Annotated in this window: 21 protein-coding genes, 1 pseudogene and 1 riboswitch; of the genes and pseudogenes, 10 read left to right on the top strand and 12 right to left on the bottom strand. The window is 72.3% G+C overall.

Features of this window, described 5'->3' with window-relative positions:
• Positions 1-79: 79 nt before the first annotated feature.
• The 3 genes and pseudogenes from AB0K17_RS12480 to AB0K17_RS12470 form a co-directional block, all read right to left on the bottom strand.
• On the bottom strand, positions 80-790 hold the full coding sequence (locus AB0K17_RS12480) for a hypothetical protein (protein WP_365982924.1): 711 nt from the start codon (positions 788-790) through the stop codon (positions 80-82).
• 191 nt (positions 791-981) lie between these two features.
• Positions 982-1,116, bottom strand: a pseudogene (locus tag AB0K17_RS12475) (IS5/IS1182 family transposase); the annotation flags it as partial.
• 24 nt (positions 1,117-1,140) lie between these two features.
• Positions 1,141-2,781, bottom strand: coding sequence for a CocE/NonD family hydrolase (locus tag AB0K17_RS12470; protein WP_365982923.1), 1,641 nt, complete (start codon positions 2,779-2,781; stop codon positions 1,141-1,143).
• 150 nt (positions 2,782-2,931) lie between these two features.
• Between AB0K17_RS12470 and AB0K17_RS12465 the strand changes: the two genes are divergently transcribed.
• Complete coding sequence (locus AB0K17_RS12465; RefSeq protein WP_365982922.1) at positions 2,932-3,651, top strand: TetR/AcrR family transcriptional regulator; 720 nt, start codon at positions 2,932-2,934, stop codon at positions 3,649-3,651.
• Between the two features lie 56 nt (positions 3,652-3,707).
• Here AB0K17_RS12465 and AB0K17_RS12460 read toward each other — a convergent pair whose 3' ends face one another.
• The gene (locus tag AB0K17_RS12460; RefSeq protein WP_365982921.1) at positions 3,708-4,508 is read right to left on the bottom strand and encodes a hypothetical protein; all 801 of its coding nucleotides are present in this window, start codon (positions 4,506-4,508) and stop codon (positions 3,708-3,710) included.
• Positions 4,509-4,616: 108 nt separating this feature from the next.
• Between AB0K17_RS12460 and AB0K17_RS12455 the strand changes: the two genes are divergently transcribed.
• The 4 genes from AB0K17_RS12455 to AB0K17_RS12440 all read left to right on the top strand — a co-directional run bounded on the left by AB0K17_RS12455 (position 4,617) and on the right by AB0K17_RS12440 (position 9,867).
• A complete protein-coding gene (locus tag AB0K17_RS12455) occupies positions 4,617-5,942 on the top strand; it encodes a HEAT repeat domain-containing protein (protein ID WP_365982920.1) in 1,326 nt (441 codons plus the stop codon).
• Positions 5,943-5,994: 52 nt separating this feature from the next.
• Positions 5,995-6,666 (top strand): DUF6073 family protein, encoded by a 672-nt coding sequence (locus AB0K17_RS12450; protein ID WP_365966627.1) that lies wholly within the window; start codon positions 5,995-5,997, stop codon positions 6,664-6,666.
• Positions 6,667-6,731: 65 nt separating this feature from the next.
• On the top strand, positions 6,732-8,846 hold the full coding sequence (locus AB0K17_RS12445; RefSeq protein WP_365982919.1) for a methyltransferase domain-containing protein: 2,115 nt from the start codon (positions 6,732-6,734) through the stop codon (positions 8,844-8,846).
• Positions 8,847-8,853: 7 nt separating this feature from the next.
• Positions 8,854-9,867 carry a methyltransferase gene (locus tag AB0K17_RS12440; RefSeq protein ID WP_365982918.1) on the top strand — a complete coding sequence of 338 codons (1,014 nt, stop codon included), beginning with the start codon at positions 8,854-8,856 and terminating at the stop codon, positions 9,865-9,867.
• On the opposite strand, the gene AB0K17_RS12435 is transcribed toward AB0K17_RS12440, so the two are convergent.
• The 3 genes from AB0K17_RS12435 to AB0K17_RS12425 all read right to left on the bottom strand — a co-directional run bounded on the left by AB0K17_RS12435 (position 9,857) and on the right by AB0K17_RS12425 (position 13,223).
• Entirely contained in the window at positions 9,857-10,480 is a 624-nt protein-coding gene (locus AB0K17_RS12435) for a DUF4352 domain-containing protein (protein ID WP_365982917.1), read from the bottom strand. The two genes, AB0K17_RS12440 and AB0K17_RS12435, sit on opposite strands and share 11 nt — an antisense overlap.
• A gap of 131 nt (positions 10,481-10,611) precedes the next feature.
• Positions 10,612-11,868: a KR domain-containing protein gene (locus AB0K17_RS12430; protein ID WP_365982916.1), complete on the bottom strand. Its 1,257-nt coding sequence runs from the start codon at positions 11,866-11,868 to the stop codon at positions 10,612-10,614.
• A 65-nt stretch (positions 11,869-11,933) separates the two neighbouring features.
• The gene (locus tag AB0K17_RS12425; RefSeq protein WP_365982915.1) at positions 11,934-13,223 is read right to left on the bottom strand and encodes an AarF/UbiB family protein; all 1,290 of its coding nucleotides are present in this window, start codon (positions 13,221-13,223) and stop codon (positions 11,934-11,936) included.
• A 122-nt stretch (positions 13,224-13,345) separates the two neighbouring features.
• Between AB0K17_RS12425 and AB0K17_RS12420 the strand changes: the two genes are divergently transcribed.
• Genes AB0K17_RS12420 through AB0K17_RS12410 form a run of 3 tightly spaced genes read left to right on the top strand, consistent with a single transcriptional unit; the run spans position 13,346 to position 15,656 of the window.
• A complete protein-coding gene (locus tag AB0K17_RS12420) occupies positions 13,346-14,257 on the top strand; it encodes an SRPBCC domain-containing protein (protein WP_365982914.1) in 912 nt (303 codons plus the stop codon).
• Positions 14,258-14,259: 2 nt separating this feature from the next.
• Positions 14,260-15,036: an AraC family transcriptional regulator gene (locus tag AB0K17_RS12415; protein ID WP_365982913.1), complete on the top strand. Its 777-nt coding sequence runs from the start codon at positions 14,260-14,262 to the stop codon at positions 15,034-15,036.
• A gap of 32 nt (positions 15,037-15,068) precedes the next feature.
• Positions 15,069-15,656 (top strand): RNA 2'-phosphotransferase, encoded by a 588-nt coding sequence (locus AB0K17_RS12410; RefSeq protein WP_365982912.1) that lies wholly within the window; start codon positions 15,069-15,071, stop codon positions 15,654-15,656.
• On the opposite strand, the gene AB0K17_RS12405 is transcribed toward AB0K17_RS12410, so the two are convergent.
• The 5 genes from AB0K17_RS12405 to gcvT form a co-directional block, all read right to left on the bottom strand.
• A complete protein-coding gene (locus AB0K17_RS12405) occupies positions 15,604-16,191 on the bottom strand; it encodes a Uma2 family endonuclease (protein WP_365982911.1) in 588 nt (195 codons plus the stop codon). The genes AB0K17_RS12410 and AB0K17_RS12405 overlap by 53 nt on opposite strands.
• Positions 16,192-16,342: 151 nt before the next feature.
• Complete coding sequence (locus AB0K17_RS12400; protein ID WP_344435797.1) at positions 16,343-17,725, bottom strand: L-serine ammonia-lyase; 1,383 nt, start codon at positions 17,723-17,725, stop codon at positions 16,343-16,345.
• A 196-nt stretch (positions 17,726-17,921) separates the two neighbouring features.
• Positions 17,922-19,184 carry a serine hydroxymethyltransferase gene (glyA, locus tag AB0K17_RS12395; RefSeq protein ID WP_365966641.1) on the bottom strand — a complete coding sequence of 421 codons (1,263 nt, stop codon included), beginning with the start codon at positions 19,182-19,184 and terminating at the stop codon, positions 17,922-17,924.
• A gap of 35 nt (positions 19,185-19,219) precedes the next feature.
• Positions 19,220-19,597 (bottom strand): glycine cleavage system protein GcvH, encoded by a 378-nt coding sequence (gene gcvH / locus AB0K17_RS12390; protein ID WP_365966642.1) that lies wholly within the window; start codon positions 19,595-19,597, stop codon positions 19,220-19,222.
• 67 nt (positions 19,598-19,664) lie between these two features.
• Positions 19,665-20,783 (bottom strand): glycine cleavage system aminomethyltransferase GcvT, encoded by a 1,119-nt coding sequence (gene gcvT / locus AB0K17_RS12385; protein ID WP_365982910.1) that lies wholly within the window; start codon positions 20,781-20,783, stop codon positions 19,665-19,667.
• A 153-nt stretch (positions 20,784-20,936) separates the two neighbouring features.
• Positions 20,937-21,044, bottom strand: a riboswitch (glycine riboswitch).
• Positions 21,045-21,210: 166 nt separating this feature from the next.
• Between gcvT and AB0K17_RS12380 the strand changes: the two genes are divergently transcribed.
• Together AB0K17_RS12380 and AB0K17_RS12375 are read left to right on the top strand one after the other, a co-directional pair.
• The gene (locus AB0K17_RS12380) at positions 21,211-21,795 is read left to right on the top strand and encodes an AAA family ATPase (protein ID WP_365982909.1); all 585 of its coding nucleotides are present in this window, start codon (positions 21,211-21,213) and stop codon (positions 21,793-21,795) included.
• A 178-nt stretch (positions 21,796-21,973) separates the two neighbouring features.
• Positions 21,974-22,720 carry an enhanced serine sensitivity protein SseB gene (locus tag AB0K17_RS12375; RefSeq protein ID WP_365982908.1) on the top strand — a complete coding sequence of 249 codons (747 nt, stop codon included), beginning with the start codon at positions 21,974-21,976 and terminating at the stop codon, positions 22,718-22,720.
• Positions 22,721-22,742 lie beyond the last annotated feature (22 nt).

The raw sequence follows: 22,742 nt of genomic DNA, 5'->3' as shown, positions 1-22,742 counted from the left end.
TGCAGCATCGGCGGGCTCCAGGCTGTTCCCACTGTGACTATTCGAGTCCGGCAGCGGAGCTCGTCAATGGGGTCCGGCTTCAGGAGATGTGGAGTTCCGTGCACGCCGGCCCGTGCTGCGTCTCGGCTTCGCATGCTCCCTGCTCGGACTCGTCCGGGTTGACGGCCCCCACCGCGATCACTGACGTTCCGGCCGGAAGCGAGATCGGGATGTCGATCTGCTGTGCGACCTTCCCCTGATCGTCAGGTCTGAGCACACTCCAGTAGAGGTCCCCGCCCTCATTCCCGGAGGATTTCCGAGGGTTTACGGTCACCTCGATGTGCGACCACTTCTGGACGCCGTCGGCGTGTACGCCGAAGTGCAGCCGCATGTTGGAGCGAGGTCCGTCGAGTCTGACGTCGGTGATGGTCGGGCGGCCGTTTCCGCCCGCGGCCTGGGCGGCGCCGACCACGGCAATGCTCAGTGATGCCATGTAGAAGACGACGCCGAGGACGAGCACGCCCGTCTCCCACAGGACTCCGCGTCCTGTGGGGCGGATGAGCAGGGCGGCGATGCTGCAGACGATGGCGAGGATCGCGCAGAGCGAGGCCACGTAGATGGGCCACGACCTGTTGTTGAGAGCGACGAACACGAACTTGCTGTTGAGTCCCAAGGTGGTCATGATGCCGGCCACCGCCACGAGGGCACCGGCCAGGATCTTGGCCACGTCGTCCAGACGCTTTCCCAGCGCGGCCTGGATGTCTCCGATGGTCGGGGGCGGGGATTCCGTTGGTTTCGAAGGCTCTTTCACACCGCCCATTGCGCGCTTCCCGATGGTTGAGCCCTGCCGGGCAAGACAACTGCTGGACAACGTCAGGTTCGCATTCGGCCCGGGACGGGCCGGTGATTGCGACTGCGGGTAGCCGGGCCTTCGGCGGACGTTCCCCTGGTCGGCCCAGCCCGCCGCGCCCGGTCGGCCCAAGGGCTTGCCCGGCACGTACGGCGGTTGCGACGGGAGCTGTACGCTTTGTCGCCGCACAGGTGGCCAGGACGAGTCCGCGGGTACCCGCCGGCCGAAAGCGGTACACGGATACGGTCGAGGATCGGGATCAACTGCGGCGCGTCACCCCACTGTCCACCAGGCCGGCCTCGCCGGTCGCTTCACGGCGTGGTCAGCCGTTCCCCCGCGGGGCCGGGCTCGGAGCCGCGACCGTGCGCCGGAAGCATCAGTGCCGAGTCCGTGTGGAGCGTGATGCGCACCGGGGTGAAGGTGGTGGCGTCCACGGGGGACTCCCCGGTGCCGGGGCTGCGGGCGTAGCGCGGATGGGCGCCTCCGCTGATCTGCCAGCGTATGCGGTGGCCGGCGGCAAATCTGTGGGCGGTCGAGCTCATCGGCACGGTGATCTGCGACGGTTTCTCCGCGTCCGCATTCAGGCGGCCCAGCCCGTCGCAGATGTTGACGGAGCGGCCTTGTGCGTCCACGTCGCACAGGCGGGTGAAGACGTCGGCATGACCGGTGTCCGTGGAGATGCTGAGCCGTGCCGAGACCGGCCCGAGGATGTCCACGGGCTCGGTCAGTGGGGCGCTGGTGAACGTCAGGACGTCGTCCCGGGCCTCCAGGCTGCTGTTGTCGCGAGGGCCGGCGGTGCGGGAGAGCAGGGGGCCGCCGAGGGAGGGGGTCGGGTCGACGGGGTCGTAGCGGAAGGATGCCAATGCCGCGGAGTCCGTGGGAGCTTGCCGGGTGAGATGGCCCCGGGCGACGGGAAACCACGGGCGCGGGGTGACGGCCGGCGGCCAGTCGTCGAGGTTCTGCCAGGCGTTTTCGCCACCGACGTGGACGCGCACCCTGGTGGGGCGCAGGCCGGAGGGGTCGGCGTACAGGTGGGCGCGCAGCCAGGCGAGGCTCTCGGCGAACACCTCGGGCCATCCCTGTTGCAGGGCGGAGGTGTGGGTCCAGGGGCCGACGAGCAGGGCGGTCTCGCATCCGGCCCGACGCAACCGGTCGTACTGTTCCAGGGTCTGGTCGGCCAGCGCGTCGTGCCATCCGGTGATCAGGCTCGTGGGCACGGCGAGTCGTTCCGCGACCTCGGTCAGTGACGCGCCGTGCCAGTACGCGTCCTCGGCGTCCGGGTGTGTCATCACGTCGTCCAGCCAGGGCACCTCGTTGCGGAAGGCCGACGCATACGCACCGCGCAGTGGCTGGGCGGTGGTGACCTCGCGCAGGCGGCGTTGCAGGCGCAGTGTCGCCCTGAGGAACGGTGCCGTGCCCCGGTGCTGGTAGGTCATGCCCACGCCGACGGCCAGGGAGGTCTCCAGGTGCAGCGCACCGTGCGCGTGGAACAGGGCGTGGGGATCGTGCAGGCCCACCTGCACCACCATTGCCTTCAGTTCCGGCGGCGGGTCCATGGCGAGGGCCCATTGCACGTACCCGAGGTAACTGGGGCCGACGGTCCCGAGTGTTCCGTTGAACCAGGGCTGCTCGCGCAGCCAGGACACCGTGGCCCGGCCGTCGGCGGCCTCGTTGCGCCACAGGTCGAACGCACCCCCCGAACCGCCGGTGCCGCGGCAGCTCTGCAGGACCACATGAAAGCCCTGTTCGGCGAAGAGCAGGCCGTACATGGGGGACCACGGCAGGCCCCTGCCGTACGGCGAGCGCACCAGGAGGGTGGGGAAGTCCCCCTCGCTGCGGGGGAAGTAGTGGTCCGTGATCAGCGGGCTGCCGTCGGCGGCCGGTACCACCAGCCCCGGCTCCCATCCGACCTTGTGCCGTCCGGCCGGGAGACGGCGCCACGTCGCCCTCATCAGCCGTGAGGACAGGGGCGGTTTCCCGGCAGCAGAACTGTGCGTGTGTGACGTCATCGTTCCCCTCCTGCATTCCGTACGATGTACGAGAATAGAGGATGCTTGACTGAGTCCCGCACGGCCACCGGGATCGAGGAAGGAGCGTGGACCATGCCACGTGACGGAGGGGCCGGCACCCCGGGCATCGACCCCCAGCAGCTCTGGCTGACGTCCGACCAGCCCCGCAGAGGTCGCAAGCCGGGCTACAGCCGAGAGACGATCACTGCCGCTGCCGTCGCCCTGGCGGACACCGAGGGGCTCGAAGCGGTCACCATGCGTGCGGTGGCTGCACGGGTCGGAGCCGGTGTCATGTCGCTCTACAGCTACGCCCCCGACAAGGAGACGTTGCTGAACCTGATGGTCGACCACGTCAGCGGCGAACTGCCGACCACCCCGGACACGCTCACCGGCGACTGGCGCGCCGACCTGAAGGCCATCGCCCACCTCCAGCGCGGCCTCATGCTGCGACACCCCTGGCTGCCCGCCGCCCTGGCCACCCGCCGCATCCCCGGACCCAACGCCCTGGCCTTCCTGGAACGCACGCTGGTCGCCCTGCGGCCCACCGGACTGAACGGTGCGGCGAAGCTGGAGATCTTCGCCCAGCTCACAGGATTTGTGGCCGGACACCTCGCCCATGAGATTGCGCAGGCCACAGCCTCGCAGTCCCCCGACCGGGCAGCAGCCGAAGCCCGCTACCTCGCCGCTGTCGCCGCGGACGGCCGCCACCCGGAACTCGCCGAAGCCCTCTCCGCCCCCGGGCGTTCCCTCACTCCCGAAGCCACCTTCAACCGGTTCCTGGACCGCCTGATCGACGGCCTCGACAGCGGCTGATCACCCCGGGGAAGGGTGCGCCGGCGGTGCGCGCCCCGTGACCGCCGCGTTCGACGTCAGTGCGCCCAGGGCAGGCGCACCGCCTCGATTTCGCTGTCGTTCAGCAGCGCGTCGATGAGAGCCGGGGGGCCGGCGACCTTGGTGGCCCACAGGTCGTAGTCGGTGCACAGGACCCATGAGCGGTCCTCGGCCCAGAGGTTGGACGGGCTGAAGTCGGCCTCGGCGTGGTCGTACAGCATCTCGGCGTCGCCGAGGCGGCCCGCGCGGACGTGGAGGGTGTCGAAGTCGGTGGCTCCGAGCGTCAGCGGGTTGTAGTAGGCGAGGCAGCGGGTGTCCGGGCCTGCGGGGCTGTGCCGGCTGAGGAGGGAGATCAGCCGGTTCCAGGTTTCACGGTCCAGGCTGCCCTCGGTCGGTGGGATCAGGCCCAGCGGCCAGCTGCCCTCCTTCTTGGCCGAGGGAAAACAGCGGTAGGAGGGCATGAGGCTCTCGGGTACGGCCGGGTCGCCGGTGCGCCGGGCGAGTTCGGCCCAGCGCAGTCGTCGCCAGCCGGGGCCGGGGTGGCGGGCGCGTCCCAGTCCTCCTCCTGTGGCGACGCTCACGGCGTCGAGGTCGATGCCCGCGACGATATGGGGGAGGGCGCTTCCGTCGGCCAGGCGTTGCTGGTGGTACTCGTGGTACGACACATCGGCCGGTCCCTGCTCGTGCTCGTACATGGCGTTGAGCACCCACGCCGCATCCGGCATCGCCGGAGGCATGAACCCGGTGATGCCGTCGCCGCACAGCTCCAGCAGCCAGTCGGTGGCCCCTGACGGCACGATCGGCCACAGGCTCGGCAGCAGGTTCGACTCCTCGGGCATGCGCTCATGATCCCACCGCCAACAGCCCAACTTGAAAGAAGGCAACCGCACCCAGGTCGCATAACTTACTGATAGCGAGTTCTCCCTCTACCGGAAGGAAGCTCACTCATGGCTATCGACTTGTGCAACAAGTCCCCGGCCTCCCTGGCCGAGGGCGACCCGGGGACGTGGGCCGAGGCCGGGCCCGAGGATCCGGTGCTGCTCGAGGACCTCGGGACCGAGCAGCGCGACGCGCTCAACTTCGCCTACCGCACCACCCTCAGCAACGTCGATCCGCGCTTCGTCGCCGGCGACCCGGCCGCCTGGGCCAGTGACTTCGGGTACGCGCTGGACCGCGTGGCCATCCGGCTCGACAACCGTTCCAACGACGAGCTGCGCGAGCAGGCCCTGAAGCACCCCGACCCGGCGATGCGCGAGCAGGCGCTGTACGAGTACGCCGACCGGGACCACGCCGACGCCATCGAGCTGCTGGCCCAGGCCATCCGCGACGACACCGACCGCCAGGTGCGCTGGGACGCCCTGTGGGCCGTGGAGAAGCTGGGCGGGGCGCGGGCCGTGGCGACGCTGCAGACGTTCCTGAAGGACCCGGACCCCGAGATCGCCGAGTGGTCGCGGCTGTTCATCAGTGAGCTGCAGACCGGTGACCCGGCCTTCGACGGGCGCGAGGGGAAGTCGACACCCGGCCGTACCTTCGACGAGACGATCTTCCTGCTCATCCACTGCGACCTGTATGTGCGGCTGGACGACTCCAACCAGCACTGGGGCAAGTTCTCCCTCGCCCCGCAGGGCCTGGCCCGCGTCTACGGCCAGGCGCACGCCTGCCCCAACGTCGCGACCCGCGAGAAGCAACTGGTGATCGCCAAGACGATCGAGGGCCTGCACACCGACGGCTCCCCGCACGTGGACAACTACCTCTTCCGCGGTTTCACCGACCGCACCCGCCGCGACCGGGGCAACTTCTTCTTCGAGTCGCTGGTGCCCCGGCCGTTCTTCAAGTCCGGCCGCGCCGACGACCCCTCGCAGGGCGTGCGCCAGGCCCAGATCGGCTTCGCGCGCTACGGCACCTGGCACCTGGAGCCGCGGTTCACGATCCACGACGAGTACGCCATCCGCTACGTGCGCGGCCGCTTCCAGGGCTGGGGCCACCTGAACCTCGCCCGGATCGCGGGCAAGCCGCTGGAGGAGGTCCTCACCCCGGGCAACGGCGTGCTGTCGACCCTGCACGACCCCGAGGTGGGCCCGATGACGAACGCCTTCATCCTCGGTACGTTCAAGGGCAAGCTCAACGACTGGGACGGCGACGGCGTCATCGACCTCAACTCCCGTCCCGTCTACTCCACCGTCGACGGCGAGATCGACTCCGACCAGGACGGCATCGCCGACGAGCCCGGCCTGACCTGCTGCGACTGGACGGCCCGGCAGCAGCTGCCGTGACCGGCGCGCCGCGCCGCAGCACCCGGTAACCCACAGCCCTGAAAGGGGAGAGATGTCCGCTCCTACGCAGCGGCCGTCCGTGGTCTATGGCCGCCCGGTCACCACCGACGGTGTGCGCAACCTCTACTCGGGCACGAAAGTCGTGCCCTGGACCCCGCCCGTCCCGGGCATCGACAACCTCGGCATCACCTCCGTGGACACCTTCGCCGTGCCCGGCGTCGGCGAGTACACGGTGCCCTTCGACGGGTACGTGCGCGTGGTGCGCTCCCAGCCCACCTCCGAGGAGTGGTCGAAGGCCGAGGTCTATACCAACCTCATCGAGATGAAGATGGAGGGCTCCTGCGAGGAACTCGGCCACATCACCGTCACCCTCAACCCCGACTGCCTGTCCACCGGCCAGATCCGCACGCCCTTCGACCCGTACGCCGGTGAGGGCCCGGCCGCCAAGGCCTGCCGCATGGCCGTCGGCGCCATCTTCGACATGCCCAAGCTGGGCCTGCAGCTGGCCAACAAGGAACCGATCATCCTGACCATCGACGACGTCCGGCAGATCCCGCCGGCCGGCTCCCCCGGCAAGGGGCAGATCTACCGGATGCTGCCGCTGCACGACGTCCGGCGCATGGACGATTCGCCCGTCGCCTACGTCACCAGCCTGCGCTTCACCATGGGCGGCTACCTGCCCTGGGAGCGCTTCGGCGACGAGCGCAAGGAGTACGGCAAGTAAGAGCAAGTAAAGGAGTACGGCAAGTAGGCGCACGACCACCACCGTTTCCGTGAAGGAAGGTGCTCATGTCGTCCGACGACTTCCGTCCGCGCGGCCTCGCCCGCGAGTCCGCCGCGTTCCCGCCCCTGGGCGGCAGCGCCCGGCCCGTCGCCCAGGACCGGTTCGAACGCCTGGTCAGCACCGTCACCGTGCCCGAGCCGCCGGAGGCGGTGTGGACCGCCCTCACCGACCCGGACCGGGTGGCGCACTGGCTGGCGGTCTGCCGGGGCCCGTGGGCGGTCGCCGGACGGGAGTCGATGCTGGACTTCGAGGACGGCGAGTTCTTCTGGTGCCGCACCCTGACCGCCACCGCCCCGCGGGCGCAGCGGCCCGGCACGCTGCGCCTGCTGTGGCGGTGGGTCGGCGTGGGCCCGGCCACCGCCGTCACCTGGACGGTGGCGGCCGACCCGGCGGGGTCGGTCGTCACCGTCGTCGAGGAGGCCGACAACCCGCCCTCGGACTGGCGCTCCTGGAACGGCATGGGCTGGCCCGGCATCCTCGACCAGCTCGCCGCCCACCTGCGCACCGGCACCTCCTGGCGCTGGCCCTGGCGCCGGGTGGGCCCCTACCTGCAGATCCCCCTGCCCGTCCCGGCGTACCGGGCCTGGCAGGAGCTCACCTCGCCGGCCGGCGTCCAGCACTGGCTGCAGCGCATGACCGGCACGCTCGCCGCCGGCGAGGACCTCGTCCTCGTCATGGGCGACGCCAGCGGCACCGTGCAGATGCACGTCACGCGGTCCGTGGAGGCGGCCCAGGAGTTCCCCTCGTACCTTCCGTACCTGGAGTTCGAGCTGCGCCGCCCCGCGTGGGACGCGGCGCTCGGCGGCCGGCTGTGGATCGAACCGGCCGGGCTGGAGACCTCGCTGCTGCAGGTGTGCCACTTCGGCTGGGAGAACCTCGACATCCCCGACCCGCTCACCGAACGCCGCATCCTCACCGGCTACTGGACGGCCGCCGCGGACCGCGCCCGCGCGCTGTTCCTGCCCCAGGGTCCGCCCGCCGGCCCCCACGGCTGGTCGATGGCCGCAGCGGCGCCCGCCATGCCGGCCGGTGCCGCGCCCGCCATGCCGGCCGGCGCCCAGGACCCCTCGGCCGTGGCGCAGTTCCTCGGCCGGGTGACGGACGACCTGGCCACCGCCATGGCCGGCGTGCTGTGCGCCCTGGGCGTACGCCTCGGCCTCTTCGCCGCGCTCGGCACCGCGGGACCGGCCACCGCCACCGAACTCGCCGACCGCACCGGCCTGTCGCAGCGGCACCTGCGGGAGTGGCTGCGGGGCCTGACCAGCGCCGGCTACCTCGAACACGACCGCGGCCACGACCGGTACGCGCTGCCGCCCGCCCACGCCGCCGTCCTCGCCTTCGAGGACTCCCCCCTGCACCTCGCGCCCGGCTTCGCGCTCATCCCGCCGCTGGCCGCCGCCGTCGAGGACGTCGCCGACGACTTCCGCACCGGCAAGGGACTGGAGCGTTCGGCGTACTCCGAGCAGCTGTTCACGGCGATGGAGCGCATGAGCGCGACCTGGCTGGAGCAGCAGCTCACCGAGCAGTGGATACCGGCCGTGCCCGGCCTGCTGCCCGCCCTCGAACAGGGCGGCGCCGTGGCCGACATCGGCTGCGGCGGCGGCCTCGCCCTGATCCGGCTGGCCCGCCGTTTTCCCGGCTGCCGCCTGACCGGCTACGACCTGCACGAGCCGAACGTGCGCCGGGCGCGGGAGGCGGTGCGCGAGGCGGGCCTCGCCGACCGCGTGACCGTCGTGGCCGCCGACGCGGCCACGGCCCTGGCGGACGCCGGGCCGCTGCGCCTGGTGACCATGTTCGACGTCCTGCACGACGCCGCCGCGCCCGAGGACCTCCTGCGCACGGTACGGTCCGCCCTGGAGCCGGACGGGGTGCTGCTCGTCCTGGAGTCCCCCGCGGCCGACGACCCCGCCGACAACGCCGGCCCGCAGGCCACCGTCCTGTACGCCACCAGCACCCTGTACTGCCTGCCCACCGCCCTCGCCGACGGCGCGCCCGGCCACGGCACGCTCGGGCTGCCGCCGTCGCAGATCCACCGCCTGGCGGGGGAGGCGGGCTTCGGCCGGGTGGAAGAGGTGCCCACGGGAAGCCCGTTCACCGCCCTGTACGCCCTGCGGCCGTGATGCCCCGATGAACGACAACCCCTTCGAGCGTCTGCTGGCCCTGAAGGACACCATGACGCCGTGGGCCCTGCGGGCCGTGGTCACCCTCAAGGTGCCCGATCTGCTGGCCGACGGGCCCCTCGGTGTCCCCGAACTGGCCGCCCGCACCGGCACCGCGCCGGACGCCCTGCACCGCGCGCTGCGCCTGCTGGCGGCGCGCGGCGTCTTCACCGAGCCCGAGCCCGCGCTCTTCGCCCCCACGGGCCTGTCCCGGCTCCTGGAGTCCGGCCACCCCATGAGCCTGCGCCCCTGGCTCGACCTGGACGGTGCCATCGGCCGCGGCGACCGGTCCTGCGTCCACATGGTGGAGGCCCTGCGCACGGGCTCCCCGGTGCACGAGCGGGCGTACGGGCGCGGGGTGTGGGACGACCTCGCCGCCGACCCGGCGCTGGCGGCGTCGTTCGACGAGGCCATGCACCACCGGGCCGCGATGCTGGCCCCGGCCCTTGCGGCGGCGTACGACTGGCGGACCGTACACCACGTCCTGGACGCGGGCGGCGGCACGGGTGCGATCCTGGCCGAACTCCTGCGCAGTCACGACCACTTGCGCGGCACCCTCCTGGACCGCGCCACGGCGGTGGCGGCGGCCCGCGCCGCGTGGGGCGACACGGCGGAGGGCCGCCGTTGCACCTTCGTGGAGGGCAGCTTCTTCGACGCCCTGCCGGCCGGCGCGGACGTGATCCTGCTGGTGAACGTCCTCCACGACTGGCCGGACGAACACGCCACGGCGCTGTTGCGCCGCTGCCGGGAGGCCCTGCCGCCCGGCGGTCGCCTCCTGGTCGCCGAACACGTCCGCGACGCCACCGCCGACGCCGGCCTGCTGGAGCTCGACCTGCTCCTGCTCCTCGTCTACGGCGGCCGCGAACGCACCCTCGACGACTTCCGCGCGGTGGCGTCGCCGGCCGGCCTGGAGCTGACGGAGGTGACGCGGACGAAGGCGGGAGTGAGCCTGCTGGCCCACTCCCCGCGGGTCACTTGGTGAGGACCCACTTCGCGGTCTCCTTGGCGAAGCCGGAGTCCGGGGTGAACTGGACGCTCTGCGGCTTGGTGCCGTCCGGGACGGACACCACGACGTAGCCCAGGGCCTTCTCGCCGGGGGCGAGCTTGACCGTGGCGGGCATGTTGGGGCCCGAGGTGGTCTCACCGATGGAGTGGGTGAAGCCCTGGCCCTGGGCGTCCAGGACCTTGACGCCGTTGGCGGGGCTGTCGTCGTAGACGGCCTTGCCGTTGTTCACGATCTCCAGCTGGGCGGCGACCCAGTGCTTGCCCGCCGCGGGCTTCATGAACTTGTTGTTGCTCTGGGCCGGGTCGACCCAGTTCTTCAGCGTGACGGCGATCTCCACGCCGGCCTTGTTCCTGACCCGGACGGTGGAGCCGGAGGTCTGCGCGCCCTGGGGGGCCGACGCGTCGGCGCCCGGCGTCTGCTTGGCCGGGGCCTCCTTGCCCGGGGCCGGGGCCTCCTTGCCCGGGGCGGCGCTCGACGCGGCACCGGACGGTGCGGGGGCCGGGTCGGTCGGGTCGGCGTTGTCGTTGCAGGCCGTGGCGGCGAACGCGAGCGTGCCGACGATCAGAGCGGTGCCGAGCTTGCGGCGCATGGTGGATCCCCCGTGGTTGATCTTTGGATTGACGTGCACATTCTTACTGCCCGCCGACCCGTGATCCGCCGCCGGAAGCCCGTTCGGAGCGTTCTGTGACAGGGTGGTGATCAAACCATGGTGTCTTCCGATCAAATGGTGACTTCCGGCCCCTCGGCCGCCGGAGGAAAGGTGCGGTCCCCCTCACCGGTCAGCACGAGCGAGACGCCCCGGCCCGGCCCCGGCGGCCAGGCCATCAGGCGCAGCAGCGCGGCCATGCCCGGCCCCAGCGGCACCGGCGCCGTGCCCATGCGCCGCGCCTGCGGGACGGCCCCCATCGCGTGGGCCTGCCCCGCCCCGCTCCACACCGACCACTCCGCGACGACGGTCGCACAGTGCGGCAGCGCGGCCGCGCGGCGCAGGGCCTGCCGGCGCAGCAGCTCGTTGGCGAACCCGTAGCCGCCCATCTGCCGGTGCGGCACGCGGGCGGTGATCGATCCGAAGACGACCACCTGCCGCAGCACGCCGACGTCGAGGGCGTCCAGGACGGCGTGCAGGCCGCCGGCCTTGGCCGCCTGCAGCCGGGCCAGGTCCGCGGGGTGGCTGCCGGCCACCGTGCCGCCGTCCACCAGGCCCGCGCAGTGCACCACCGCGTGCACGGGCGTGGCCAGGCGCCACAGGGCGGACGCCACGGCCTTGGGGTCGGTGACGTCCGCGGTGAGCACGCGGGTACGGGGCACGGCGGCCCGCAGCCGGGCCAGCAAGCGGGCGGAGGTGGCGTCCAGTTGCCCGGGTGCGGTCACGTCCAGCAGCACCGGCCGCCACCCGGCGCGGGCCGCGAGCACGCCCGCCGCCCGCAGCCCCAGCCCGCCCAGGCCGCCGGTGACCAGTACGGTGCCGCCGGCCGGGGCGGGCGCCGGCAGGGCGGCCGGCTGCCAGACGGTGCGGGTGGCCGTACCGTCCTGGGCGACGCGCACCTCGGCCCCGTCGCCTGCCGCCCGCACCAGGCGGGCGACGCGCTCGGCGGTGAGCGGACCGGCCTGCTCCAGCGCGGTGACCTTCAGGCCCGGTGCCTCCAACGCCGCCGCCCGCAACAGGCTCGCGCCGCCCGCGCCCCGGTGCACCAGCACCAGCCGCCGGCCGGGGGTGGCGGCGGCCCGGGCGACGCCCTCCAGCAGCAGGGCGTTGTCCCGCGGCCGGTGCTCGGCGCCGAGCACGACGGCGACGGCCCTCTCGCCGTCGGGCCGGGAGGCGTGCTGCAGGGCGGCGACGAGGCGGTCGGGCGCGGCCGTGCCGTGCAGCACGCACCAGCGGAAGGGGGCGGCGGCCGGGGCGGTGCCCTCGTCGGCCAGCGCTTGGGGAGCCGTACGGAACGCTCGTACTCCTCGTACCGCTGCCGGGCCGTCCATGAAGGCTCCAGGAGGTAGTAGGTGCTTCAGCAGTGGGTGTTTCAGCAGGTGTTTCAGTAGGTGTTTCAGTAGGTGTTGAGGGCCGTGAGCAGGGTGGGAATGGCCTCCCCCTGGAAGTCGACGTCCACGTCGAGCTCGTTGATCATTCCCTCGAGGACCAGCAGCGACATCAGCGGGAAGACGAACGCCGGCGCGGCCGCGATCCCCGAGCGCCGCTGCAGGTCGAACAGGCGGGTGGCGAACGGCGCCAGCCGGAACTCCCCGGCCCTGCGCCCCGTCGTGGCCGCCACCAGCGCGACGATGCCGGCCCGGAAGACGTCCAGGTCGACGCCCGGCGGAATGTGCTCGGCGCTGCGCAGCACCACGTCGGCGCACTCCGCGCCCCGCCCCAGGGACATGTTCATGAAGAACTCGGCGAACAGCCGGCGCACCGGCGGTTCCAGCCGGATCACGAACCCCGCGTCCAGCAGCACCACCACCCCGTCCGGGGCGAGATAGAGGTTGCCCGGATGCATGTCGCAGTGCACCAGACCGTCGATGAACAGCATCCGGTACACGCCCTGCAGCACGTGCTGCACGACCTGTCGCCGCTGCTCGCGGTCGAGCTGCCCCGCCCGGAAGCGGTGCAGGGGCTCGACGAAGTCCATCACCAGCGCGCCCGGACCGCACGCCTCCGGCACCGGGGCCGGCAGCCGGAAGTACGGCAGCGCGGCCAGGTTCGCCCGCAGCGCGGCCAGCGACCGCGCCTCCTGTTCCAGGTCCAGCTGGCCGAGCACCGCGCCACCGACCTCCTCGACGATGCGCAGCGCCGGCACCTTGCGCAACGGCGGCAACCGCTGCACCAGCAGCGCACCCGCCCGCAACAGCGCGAAGTCGGCGCGCATGCGGCGCTCGATGCCCGGGCGGCGCAGCTTGACCGCCACCCGGCGCCCGTCGACCAGCTCGGCCCGGTGCACGCACGCGATGCTGCCGCTGGCCGTGGCCCGGTGGTCGAACACGGCGAACGGACGCGCCGCGGGCTCCGGCCCGTACGCCTCGGCCAGCGCCCGGTCCGTCTGCGCCCGGGTCATCGGTGCCACCCGGTCGTGCAACCGGCCCAGCGCCGTGCACACCCGAGGCGGCAGCAGATCGCTGCGGGTGCTCAGCAACTGCCCGCCCTTGACGTACGTCGGTCCCAGGCCGCACAACAGCTGCGCTGCCCGGCGCCCGAGCACGTCCGGCATCTGGCGCGGCCCCGCCCGTACGGCGTCGAGGGTGCCGGCCGCGGCGTGCCGGGCGGTCAGCGCGGTCAGGCACGCGACGCGGGCCGCGAGCGCGGCACGGCCGACGGGTGCGGTGCATTCGGATCTCTGCAACGTTCTCTCCTCTCGGCGGGCGAACTCGCCTGGAGAAACGCCGACTTGGAGCGTTGACAGTGCCGGGAGGCTACATAATATGGGAGCGATCTGTCCGGCGGAAGCGGCGACGGAGGACGACCATGCCGCAGGACGCACCGGGCCGGGACCCGGACCAGCTGCCGCACGCGACGACCCTCGGGGTGCCCGCCGGGGAGGCGGTGCCGGGAGCGGTGCGCCTCGCCGTACGCCTCGCCGCACCGCCCGAGCACGTATGGCCCGCACTGACCGAGCCCGACCGGGTGGCCGAGTGGTTCGGCGACCTCGCCGCCCCGCTGCGCCCCGGCGAGGACAACCGCCTCGACTTCGAGGACGGCGACTTCTTCACCCTGCGCCCCACCCTCCTCGTGCCCGCACGCCAACTCGCCTACGAGTGGCGCTTCCTGGGCATCGGCAAGCAGCAGCGCATCGCCTGGACCCTCGACGAGGACGGCACCGGCACCCTGCTGACCGTCACCGACCACGACACCACCCGCACCCCCGCCGAGGCCGGCCAGCTGCTGGAGGGCTGGCGGGACTTCCTCACCCGCCTCGCCACCCACCTGCACACCGGCACCGGAGCCCGCTACGCGCTGCGCGACGACATCGACGGCGCCGTCGACCTGCCCCCAGGCCCTTATCGGCCGCTGACCTACCCCGCGCTCCTGGACTGGCTGCCCGTCGCCGAGGACGGCTTCCGGCCCGCCTGGTTCTTCGTCGTCGACGACGAAGGACCCCGCCGCTTCCCCCTGCGCGACTGGGAACTGCGCGACGGACAGCGCCTGGAGTTCGCCGTGGAGATCCCCGGCGCCCGTGCCCACCCCGGCGCCCACGTCACCCTCGCACCCCTCGCCGACGGCACCGGTCACCGGCTGGCCTTCGCCCACCGCGGCTGGACCCGGCTCGGCCTGCCCGACGGGCGGGCCCAGGAACTGCGCCGCCGCTTCACCGCCACCTGGATCGCCTCGCTGGCCGCCGCCCGCGAGCGCGCCCACCGCGCCGCCGGCCCGGACTGACCGTGCGCCCGGCCGCGCCCGCCCCGCCGCCCCCGTCGGCCGGCCAGCTCGCCTCCGTCGAGCGCGCCATCCGCCGCATGCGCGACCACCTCGGCGAGGTCCAGTGCCTCACCGACCACGCCGAGGCCGGCCTGTTCAGCCCCTTCCACTTCCACCGCGTCTTCCGCAGCGTCACCGCCGTCACCCCGGCCCGCTTCCTGGCCGCACTGCGCATGGCCGAGGCCCAGCGCCTGATGCTCCGCGGCTCGCCCCGCGTCACCGACGTGTGCACCGCCGTCGGCTACTCCAGCCTCGGCACCTTCACCACGCAGTTCACCCGGCTGGTGGGCATGCCGCCCAGCCGCTTCAAGGCCCTGGCCGAGCGCTACGGCGACCACCGCGTGGGCGACGTGGTCGACGCCGCGGCCCTGCCGGCGCCCGCGGACGGCATCACGGGCCGCATCACCGGCCGCGTCCCCGCCGACGGCATCGTCTTCGCCGGCCTCTTCCCCCACGGCGTCCCCCAGGACCTCCCCCTGGCCTGCACGGTCGTCCCCACCCCCGCCCCCGTACGCCTGCGCCCCCCGCCCGGCCCCGGCCACCAGGTGCTGGCCGTCTGCTTCGAGCGCACCACCCGCGTGGCCGACGCCCTCGACGACCCGGCCGGCACCCACCGCCTGGTGGCCGCCACCCCGGCCCCCACCCACGGCGCCTTCACCCTCCGCCTGCGCCCCCCGGCCCCGAGCGACCCCCCGATCGTCCTGGCACTGCCGCTGCTGCTGGTCGCAGAAACCCGATGACACCCGGGCTGTTGGCGCGCCAACCTGGACGCATGGACGAACGACGCACCGTACGCATCTCGAAGTACCTCTCCAAGCACCTGCGCCACGAGCCCGCCCGCATCGGGATCGAACTCGACGCGCACGGCTGGGTTGCCGTCGACGTCCTGCTGACCGCGGCCGCCGCACACGGCTTCGCCGTGAGCCGTGCGGAGCTGGAACACGTCGTGGCCGCCAACGACAAGCAGCGCTTCGAACTCGACACCGACCGCATCAGAGCCCGCCAGGGCCACTCGGTCACGGTCGACCTCGCCCTGCCCCCGGCCCAGCCGCCCGCGTACCTCTACCACGGCACGGTGGCCCGCAGCGTCGCCGCCATCCGCGCCGAGGGGCTGCGCCCCATGGCCCGCCACCACGTCCACCTCTCCCCGGACCGCGAAACCGCCACCCGCGTGGGCGCCCGCCGCGGCACCTCGGTCGTCCTGGCGGTGGACGCGGCCGCAATGCACCGAGCCGGCCACGTCTTCCACGTGACCGGCAACGGGGTGTGGCTGACGGCGGCGGTGCCGCCGGAGTTCGTGCGGTTTCCTACGCGTAGCGCGGCAGGTTCTTCGTCGGGATCGTCCAGTCGCCGATCATGACGTCCTCGCCGTACACGAAGTCCTTCCGCACCGCGTAACGCGGGCCCGACGGCGTCGGGTGGATGTCGGACAGGACGGCGCCCTCACCCGTGCGCGGGTCGAAGATCGCGTAGATGGGGATGCCGATCATGGGGTAGTCCCGCACCTTGCTCACCCAGTCGTTGTCCGGGTTGGACCGGGAGACGACCTCGATGGCGGCGATCAGGGTGCGCGGGTCGAAAGAGCCGTCGCCCTCCATGTCCTCCTCCCGGATCACCATGACATCCGGGTGCCGCATGACGCCTTCGTTCACGTCCTCCACGTCGGGCGTGCCCGTGTGGGCCACCACGTCGTCCGGCAGGACCTTGTCCAGCTCACGCCTGATGCGGAGCGCCGTCAGCTCGTGCGGCCTCCCGGGCGACATCATGTCGTGAACGATCCCTTCCTTCGTGATCTCCAGCTTTCCGGGCACGTTGTCCTGTATCTGCTCGACGACGTCGCGCAGCAGCTGGTAGTGGAGGGTGTCGTTCCCTGCCTGGTCGGGGGCGATCGTCATGGCGGCTCGCTCCTTTCGTTCAGCGGCCCGACAGCGCGGCCGGAGGCACCGCAATCATGCTAGTGCGGCCCGCGGGCCGCACGGGTGGCGATGAACGCACCGGGGCGGGTACACGCAAGCGTGTACCCGCCCCGGCGGCCGTGGGGCCGGATCAGCACTCGATGACGTTGACGGCCAGGCCGCCTCGTGCCGTCTCCTTGTACTTGACCTTCATGTCCGCACCCGTCTCCTTCATGGTCTTGATGACCTTGTCGAGGGACACGTGGTGGCGGCCGTCGCCGCGCAGGGCCATGCGGGCGGCGGTGACGGCCTTGGCGGCGGCCATGCCGTTGCGCTCGATGCAGGGGATCTGGACGAGGCCGCCGACGGGGTCGCAGGTCAGGCCCAGGTTGTGCTCCATGCCGATCTCGGCCGCGTTCTCGACCTGCTCGGGGGTGCCGCCCAGGACCTCGGCGAGGCCGCCGGAGGCCATGGAGCAGGCGGAGCCGACCTCGCCCTGGCAGCCGACCTCGGCGCCGGAGATGGAGGCGTTCTCCTTGAAGAGCATGCCGATGGCGCCGGCGGCGAGGAGGAAGCGGACGATGCCGTCCTCGTCCGCGCCGGGCACGAAGTTCATGTAGTAGTGCAGGACGGCCGGGATGATGCCGGCGGCGCCGTTGGTGGGGGCGGTGACGACGCGGCCGCCGGCGGCGTTCTCCTCGTTCACGGCCATGGCGTAGACGGTGATCCACTCCATGGCGCGGGCCTGGGCGTCGCCCTCGGCGCGCAGCTGGCGGGCGGTGCTGGCGGCGCGGCGGCGGACCTTCAGGCCGCCGGGGAGGATGCCCTCGCGGGACATGCCGCGGGTGACGCACGCCTGCATGACGCGCCAGATCTCCAGCAGGCCCTCGCGGATCTCGGTCTCCGTGCGCCAGGCCTTCTCGTTCTCCATCATCATCGCGGAGATCGACAGGCCGGATTCGCGGGACATGCGCAGCAGCTCGTCGCCGGTGCGGAAGGGGTACTTGAGGACGGTGTCATCGAGGACGATGCGGTCGGCGCCGACGGCGTCCTCGTCGACGACGAAGCCGCCGCCGACGGAGTAGTAGGTCTTCTCCAGCAGGGGCGCGCCGGTCTCGTCGTAGGCGGCGAGGGTCATGCCGTTGGCGTGGTACGGCAGGGCGCGGCGGCGGTGCAGGATCAGCTGGGTGGACTCGTCGAAGTCGATCTCGTGGTCGGTGCCGATCTCGGCGCCGAGCAGGCGCAGCCGCTTGGTGGTGCGGATGCGCTCGACCTCGTCGTCGGCGATCTCGACGTCGACGGTGCGGGGGGAGTGGCCCTCCAGGCCGAGCAGGACGGCCTTGGGGGTGCCGTGGCCGTGGCCGGTGGCGCCGAGGGAGCCGAAGAGCTCGGCCCGCACGGCGGTGGTCTGGGCCAGCAGGCCGTCCTTCTTCAGGCGGCCCACGAACATGCGGGCGGCGCGCATGGGGCCGACCGTGTGAGAGCTGGACGGGCCTATGCCGATCGAGAAGAGATCGAATACGGAGATGGCCACGGTGGCTGCTCCTCGGGTCGGGGGTGGTACGGGGGTCGTGCGGCGGGCGTGGGGGAGCGCAAGGGGGTACGCGGGGGTGTCACGCCCTGTGACGCGTGGGGTGCGCCACGTGGTGCGGGGCATCCCGCTCACTTCTCCAGTGTGCGGGATGCCCCGTACCAACCGGTTAATCCGGCGTTAATGCGGTGCCGACGTGCTACTTCAGGCCGGGGTACAGCGGGTGCTTCGCGGCCAGGGCCGTGACGCGCCCGCGCAGGGCCTCGGTGTCGCAGGACGGCTTGAGGGCCTCGGCGATGATGTCGGCGACCTCGCGGAAGTCCTCGGCCTGGAAGCCGCGGGTGGCCAGGGCCGGGGTGCCGATGCGCAGGCCGGAGGTGACCATCGGCGGGCGCGGGTCGTTCGGGATGGCGTTGCGGTTGACCGTGATGCCGGCCTCGTGGAGGCGGTCCTCGGCCTGCTGCCCGTCGAGCTCGGAGTTGCGCAGGTCGACCAGGACGAGGTGGACGTCCGTGCCGCCGGAGAGCACGGAGACGCCGGCCTCGCGCACGTCGTCCTGCATCAGGCGCTCGGCGAGGATCTTCGCGCCCTCCAGGGTGCGGCGCTGGCGGTCCTTGAACTCCTCGCTGGCCGCGACCTTGAAGGCCACCGCCTTGGCGGCGATCACGTGCTCCAGCGGGCCGCCCTGCTGGCCGGGGAAGACCGCAGAGTTGATCTTCTTGGCGAGCTCGGCCGTGGAAAGGATCACACCGCCGCGCGGGCCGCCCAGGGTCTTGTGCGTGGTGGTGGTCACCACGTGCGCGTGCGGCACCGGGGAGGGGTGCAGCCCGGCGGCGACCAGGCCCGCGAAGTGGGCCATGTCGACCATCAGGTACGCGCCGACCTCGTCGGCGATCCGGCGGAAGGCCGCGAAGTCCAGCTGGCGCGGGTAGGCGGACCAGCCGGCGACGATCAGCTTCGGGCGGTGCTCCTTGGCGAGGCGCTCGACCTCCTCCATGTCCACCCGGTTGGTCTGCTCGTCGACGTGGTAGGCGACCACGTTGTAGAGCTTGCCGGAGAAGTTGATCTTCATGCCGTGGGTCAGGTGACCGCCGTGCGCGAGGTTCAGACCCAGGATGGTGTCGCCCGGGTTGAGCAGGGCGAACATCGCCGCGGCGTTGGCCTGGGCGCCGGAGTGCGGCTGCACGTTGGCGTGCTCGGCACCGAAGAGCGCCTTGATGCGGTCGATGGCGATCTGCTCGACGACGTCGACGTGCTCACAGCCGCCGTAGTAGCGGCGTCCCGGGTAGCCCTCGGCGTACTTGTTGGTGAGGACGGAGCCCTGGGCCTCCATGACCGCGACCGGAGCGAAGTTCTCCGAGGCGATCATCTCGAGGGTGGACTGCTGACGGTGGAGTTCGGCGTCGACGGCGGCGGCGACGTCGGGGTCGAGCTCATGGAGGGAGCTGTTGAGGAGCGACATGAGTTCTTCCTGGGCGAGGGAGGGGGGAGCGGGGTTCAGCCGGCGAAGTCCGTGTACTCGTCGGCGGACATCAGGTCCACCGGCTCGTCCGTGACCTTCACCTTGAACAGCCAGCCGCCCTCGAACGGGGCGGTGTTCACCAGCGCCGGGTCGTTCACCACGTCCTCGTTGGCCGCGACGACCTCGCCCGTGACCGGGGAGTACAGGTCGCTGACCGACTTCGTCGACTCCAGTTCGCCACAGGTCTCGCCCGCGGTGACGGTCGCCCCGACCTCCGGGAGCTGGGCGTAGACGACGTCACCGAGCGCGTTGGCCGCGAATTCGGTGATGCCGACCGTCGCCACGCCGTCCTCGTCGGCGGCCGAGAGCCACTCGTGCTCCTTGGAGTAACGGAGCTGCTGGGGGTTGCTCATGGCTAGATTCTCCTGTACGCGCGTGAGTGCTTGTGCAAGGGGTCTTGACAGGTGAGATGAGAGGGTCTCAGCGTTCCCGCTTGTAGAAGGGGAGCGCCACGACCTCGTACGGCTCATGGGCGCCTCGAATGTCCACGGACACCCCATCCGTACCCGGGGCGGCGTGGGCCACGTCGACGTACGCCATCGCGATCGGCTTGCCGAGCGTCGGGGAGGGGGCGCCGGAAGTGACCTCGCCCACGACCGTGCCGCCCGCCACCACGGCGAAGCCGGCGCGCGGCACGCGGCGGCCCGTGGCCACCAGGCCCACCAGCTTGCGCGGCGGCGCGCTCTCGGCGCGCTCGGCAGCGGCGGCCAGCGCCTCGCGGCCCACGAAGTCGCCCGCCTTGTCGAACTTCACCACGCGGCCCAGGCCCGCATCGAACGGGGTCAGCGAGGTGGTCAGCTCGTGCCCGTACAGCGGCATGCCCGCCTCCAGGCGCAGGGTGTCCCGGCAGGACAGCCCGCACGGCACCAGGCCCGCGTCCGCGCCCGCCTCGGTCAGCGCCTGCCACAGCTTCTCGGCGTCGCCCGGGGCCACGAACAGCTCGAAGCCGTCCTCACCCGTGTAGCCGGTGCGGGCGATCAGCGCCGGGACGCCGGCGACGGTGCCCGGCAGGCCCGCGTAGTACTTCAGCCCGTCCAGGTCGGCGTCCGTGACCGACTTCAGGATCGCCGGGGAGGCCGGGCCCTGGATCGCGATCAGCGCGTAGGCGTCGCGGTCGTCACGCACGACCGCGTCGAAACCGGCGGCCCGCTCGGTCAGCGCGTCCAGCACGACCTGCGCGTTCGAGGCGTTGGCGACGACCATGAACTCCTGCTCGGCCAGGCGGTAGACGATCAGGTCGTCCACGATGCCGCCGTCGGCGTTGCAGATCATCGTGTAGCGGGCGCGGCCCACGGCCAGCGCGGAGATGTTGCCGACGAGCGCGAAGTCGAGGGCCCGGCCGGCCTCGGCACCCGTGAGGGTGATCTCCCCCATGTGCGAGAGGTCGAACAGGCCGGCGCGGGTGCGCACCGCCACGTGCTCGTCGCGCTCGCTGCCGTAGCGCAGCGGCATGTCCCAACCCGCGAAGTCGGTCATGGTCGCGCCGAGCGCGCGGTGCAGCGCGTCCAGGGCGGTACGGCGGGGGGCGTCGGTCGTCATGGTCAGGCTCCCGGGCAAGAGTCACGGAGGTACCGAGGAATCGGGGCCTCCCCATCTGTCATCGGAACCTGAGAGGTTCACCGGGAGCCCCGTCGGAGAGCCCGGCTTGCACCTTGGGTGGGACCGCCGGGGCGGCCCGCTTTTCAGATCTGCCTCATCCTCGCGGTATCGGGGCCTGAGAGATTCAAGGGAGGAACTTGCTCCTTCGGCGCCCGGTGCACGGCGCAACGCAGCACACCAGGACTCTCCCGCGCGGATTCGAGCGGCCAATATGCAGTTGGTCGTGCAATGGTCGTGCGATTGTCGAGCGTGCCGATGGCGCTTGGCGCGCACATCATTGCACGTACGGCCATGCGACGGACCGCCCACCAGGTCCCGATTTGGATTACCTTTCCTTTGCGTACGAAAGGAGGGGGCGACGGTCACGGTGCGTACGGGGGGTGTGGCGGGCGTGGTCGACCTGCGCGGAGGGACGGTCGAGGAGCTGCGCTACCGCGCCGGAGACCTGGTCGTCGTCTCCGGGCTGCCCGGAGCCGGCAAGTCCACCCTGATGCGGCGCGTGGTCGGACCCGGCGTGCACCGCGTGGACTCCCAGGACACACGCCGCCGCATCGAACGCCGCGTACCCCGGCAGCTGCCGTACGCCGCCTACCGGCCGGCCGCCCGACTCGCCCACTACGCCGCCCTCTGGCGCGCCCTGCGCACCGGAGGCAGCGTCGTCGTGCACGACTGCGGACAGTGGGGCTGGGTGCGGTGGTGGCTGGCGCGCGAGGCGCGGCGGCGGGGGCGGCGGCTGCACGTCGTGATGCTGGTCGTGGACGCGGCGCAGGCGCGGGCGGGCCAGCGGGCCCGCGGCCGCGGCGTCCCCCCGCGCTCCTTCGCCCGCCACCGGCAGGCGATGCGGCGGCTCGTGACCGATGCGGAGGCCGGCCGCACGCCCCGCGGCGCCGCATCGGCGGCCCTCCTGGACCGCGAGGCCGCGGATACGCTGCGCGCGCTGACGTTCGGCTAGTCCTGCGGGCGGCCGGTGGGCCGGTTGTGCCCACCCGTGCCGCCCAGCGGCACGATTGCCCACAACCAGGTGCACCATTCAGCCCGTCCGGCGATTGAGGACCGGGGTCCGGGGCGGAGCCCCGGCAGCAGCCACCCCCCGTACCACAGCCCAGGCGCAGCCGTTAAGGTGCGGGAGCGTGAGCAACTGCGCCTGGCCCGCCAATGAACTCGAGGAAGTCCTCGCCGCCTCCGTCGGCGTCCCCGACGCCGCCCCGCGCATCCTCGACGTGCTCGGCCGCAGCAGCGTGTGGGTGCCGTTGCCCAAGGGCGGGGGGCCGCAGAGCGCGGATCTGGATCTGCCGGCGATCGAGCTGGACGGTGCCGCGTTCGTGCCGGTGTTCAGTTCGCACGAGCAGTTCGTCGCCGTCGCCGGGCCGGCCATGGCGTTCGCGGTGGCTCCGGCCGTGGAGTTCGCGCGGGGGCTGCCCCCGCAGGTCGGCATCGTGGTGAATCCGGAGGGCACGGTAGGGGTGCCGCTGCCGCCGCAGGCCGTCGCACAGTTGTGCAGGGTGGGGCGGGCGACGTGGGAGGGCGATCCCACGGGCGGCCGGGTGCGGTTGTTCGAGCCGGACTGGCAGGAGGAGCCGACGGCGTTCCTGGCGGCGGCGGGTCTGGAGCTGGCGGCCGCGGGTCCGGTGCGGACCGCGCGTCGCGCGCTGGCGAGTGTGGAGGGCGCCGATCCGGCGCTGTTCATCGGGGTGGAGCTGGATCTTCCGGATCCCGGCAGCCGGGGCGCCGCGATGGACGCGGTGGGCCGGGCGCTGGCCACGGCTCCCGTGGCCTGGCCGGTGCAGCTGGTGTTCCTGGACGTGGCGGACGACCCGGTGGGGCACTGGATGCGGGAGAAGCTGCGTCCGTTCTACGACCGCGACCTGTACTCGTAAGCTTGGTGGCAACACACGGCCG

The organism is Streptomyces sp. NPDC049585 (assembly GCF_040675615.1).
In the GTDB taxonomy this organism is placed as follows: Bacteria; Actinomycetota; Actinomycetes; order Streptomycetales; family Streptomycetaceae; genus Streptomyces; species Streptomyces luteosporeus.
The sequence above is the reverse complement of the archived record's forward strand: the minus strand, read 5'-3'. Positions and strand labels throughout refer to the sequence as shown.